A 3,201-nucleotide genomic window follows, 5' to 3' on the forward strand; every position below is an offset into this window, starting at 1 on the left:
ATCAGCATAAAAGATAATTTCAAAATTACCTTTATATAATGCTTGAATTGAAAACATATCAATTATATAACTACAATTTGTACCATCTGGTGTTTGTAAGAATTCGCAATCATTATCTTTTTCACTATAACTAACTGGTGTTTGGGCATCAAATGCCTTGGTTTGTTCATTAATTAAATAGATACGATTAGTTTTAAGATTTAATTGTTTTAAATTATAAGTTGAATAAACTAATTCTGGTGTTGGTTTACCGTCCTTATTTAAAACAGTACCTTTTAATTTATCAGTTAATAAAGTTGTAAAACCTAAACTAGTAGCATTTGCTCCAAAGATAGCACCAACTTTATCATTTCCTTGTTCTCTAAATATTTCAAATGGTAAATAACCTTTACCTTTTGATTTTTCAGACCAAAATGCATCATTATAAAAACTATAAATATTAGCACTCATAAAACCATTAAGTCATTGAAAATTAGGTCAAGTTTTTTCGTTTTGATTAATTACTCATCCTCAGGGAATACCAAATGAAATAAAGTTTAAGAATTTACCAACTCCGCCCGGTATCGTAAAAGGATTAAATACCAACTTTTGCGTATAGTTTAAAGGTAATACTGTAATTTGGCGATTAATAAAATTATTCATATTTAAAATATCTCAAACATTACACGCACCCATTTTATTATATTCAATTTGAACTTGACCAACAGTATTACCAAATTCATCTTTTCTTCTAAAATATGATGAGGCTTGGGTACTAATGATATTATTAACATCTTCATTATTTACTTTTATTTTATCTGGTGGAGTAATCATTCAATTTTTAGACCAATAAAATTTAGAGTCATTATCTTCTTTATGAATAGTTGTTCCAACAGTCGGATTGGTTGCTGTTGAACTAGCTTTATCAGTTATTACAATTCCCTCACTATTTTTTTGATTTCAAAAGTCATATCTACTTTCCATATCTTTTTTTCAATCTTCATAACCAGTTATCATTGTTGGTTATATCCCTTGAATGTTATATCAACTTACCTCAGGTGATGCATAAGTATTAATTTTATCAGGTGGGGCAGGATACATGTTATACATTAATAAATCACGAGAATTCATTACTTTTTTATTAAATTGACCTTTAATAATTGGTCGACCTATTACTGGCATATCAAAAAATATCGGATTACCATAAAATTTAACTGCCATTGCTCTAACTCCTGGGTCTTTTAATAAAATCTCATCTAATTCAACAATACCTTTATTTAGTTTTTCATCATAAGTTATTTTTGGAAAACAATAACCTTCACCTGGGGCACTTGTTTGAATAAATTGTCTTACTGATAAACCACTATGACTAATTTTGTCATTAATACTTGAAAAGGTAATTTCTTGTCATAAAAAACTACCATCATAAGGTGAATAATAATTAATAACATTAGATGGATATAATCATTGTCTATCTTGGGGTGCAGAATTAATATCACCACCACCAATATTTAAACCACGATCATTAAATACAGTATAAAAATTATAATAATCATTAATATTTAATTTATCTGCATCTTCATCTAAAATTAATAAAGTATATTGTCTTTCGGTTGATTGTTGAGTAAATACTTGTTCAAATTTAGCCTCACCAAATTGAATTGAACTTCTATCATCAATCATATAAGCATCTCAATATTTACCAACTTTAACCTCTTTTGTATAAAAGTTATCGGCTTTATTATCATTATTCATAAAATAACTTAATTTATATTGATTTAAATATTCTAACATTTTATTAATATCATAAATGTTTTCACCATCAATTAATTTTCAATAAACATTATTATTTTCATCTTTTAATTTTATAGCAAAGGGTGTTTCATTATTTGCTCATATAGTTGAATTAATAGGTTGTTTATTAAAATCATCAATTTTTAATATATTAATTTCTTCACCTTTATATTTTTGTACTATTTTTAAACTATCTTGTCATTGTGCAATAGTACTTTCCATATTATCAAATATTCGTGAATAACTCCCATAATCACTTGGTTTAGCATTATTAGGTTTTCATCCTGTTTCTGTATCAGGAATATATGAACTATAAACATTAAAAGGAAATACCATTCAATGTCTATTATTTCGGATGTCTTCTCTTATATCCATTAAAGTATCGTGGACTTGTGCCCTTAATTCATTTATAGCACCTAAGCTAATTCTACTCATTTTTTAATTCTCCTTTATTTCTGTTCTACCTTGTAAGGCATTTTGATTATTACCAGTTTCATCATATTCTAGTAATTTATTATTATGTTCTATCTCTTGGGCACGCCTTTTTTCTAAGTATTCTTCTACTTTTTTATTATATTTTTCTGCTTCTAATCCATTCATTTCTTCATATTCACTAATCATTTTAATTGGCTCTATTGTTTCATTATTTCATCTAGCAGTTAATATTTCATTTTGTCGCATTTGGTCTACTAAACTAGCACTCATAAATTTAAAAGTATATGGTCTTTCGCCAGTAACATCTCATAAACCATAATATTTTAAAACTACATCAAACATTTTAGTATAATATGATTTACGATATGCTTGTAAATATGCTTGTTTTTCTAAATCTTTTGTTTTAGTTAATAATGATTGTGTTTTATTTTGGTCATTATCTGATTTATCACCGAATGGACTAGAAAAATGACATGCTATATATACTTGTTCAATAATTGCTTTTTGGTCTTCGGTATATGTTTCTAAGGTTGGTGTACCTTGTACTACTTGTAAAGATTGGGATGATGTCCCATCTGATGCTGTTCTACCTGATTGAATAAAAATATCATCAAAAATATTTTGATATACTTTTTTATTGCCTTTATTATAAGCAGTCAATAAATCATCATCTAATATCCCATATCAATGCGTACGATTTGCTCATCGTTCTTTTGATTTAATATTAAAACTATTTTCTAAATCAAATTGTAATTTATAACAATTTGCCATAGTTGGCCATGGATTTAAAGTGGTTGATGTTGATAAAAATAACGGATTAGGTTCATTAATCATTTCTCAAAAAGGTACTATACCTAATTTGTTTTTAAATTCTTGTACTAAAATACGATGCTTTATTTTAAATTTCTGTTTTTGTGCTGGTTTAAAATGCATATATTGACCAAAAGAATAATTATATTTCTCTCGGTTTAAACTTTCTAATGTTGCATAAGC

At 26.7% G+C, this 3,201-nt stretch carries 3 protein-coding genes; all 3 read right to left on the reverse strand.

The annotated features are described in order from the left end of the window. Positions 1 to 996: hypothetical protein (locus D9R21_RS05270; protein WP_148108838.1), on the reverse strand; the 996-nt coding region annotated here is incomplete at its 3' end. Between the two features lie 6 nt (positions 997 to 1,002). Further along, entirely contained in the window at positions 1,003 to 2,208 is a 1,206-nt protein-coding gene (locus D9R21_RS05275; RefSeq protein WP_126821384.1) for a hypothetical protein, read from the reverse strand. Between the two features lie 3 nt (positions 2,209 to 2,211). Next, positions 2,212 to 3,201 (reverse strand): hypothetical protein (locus D9R21_RS07285; RefSeq protein WP_158613917.1); only part of this gene is annotated, 990 nt, incomplete at its 5' end.

It is taken from the genome of Spiroplasma endosymbiont of Megaselia nigra (assembly GCF_003987485.1).
Classification (GTDB): domain Bacteria; phylum Bacillota_I; class Bacilli_A; order Mycoplasmatales; family Mycoplasmataceae; genus Spiroplasma.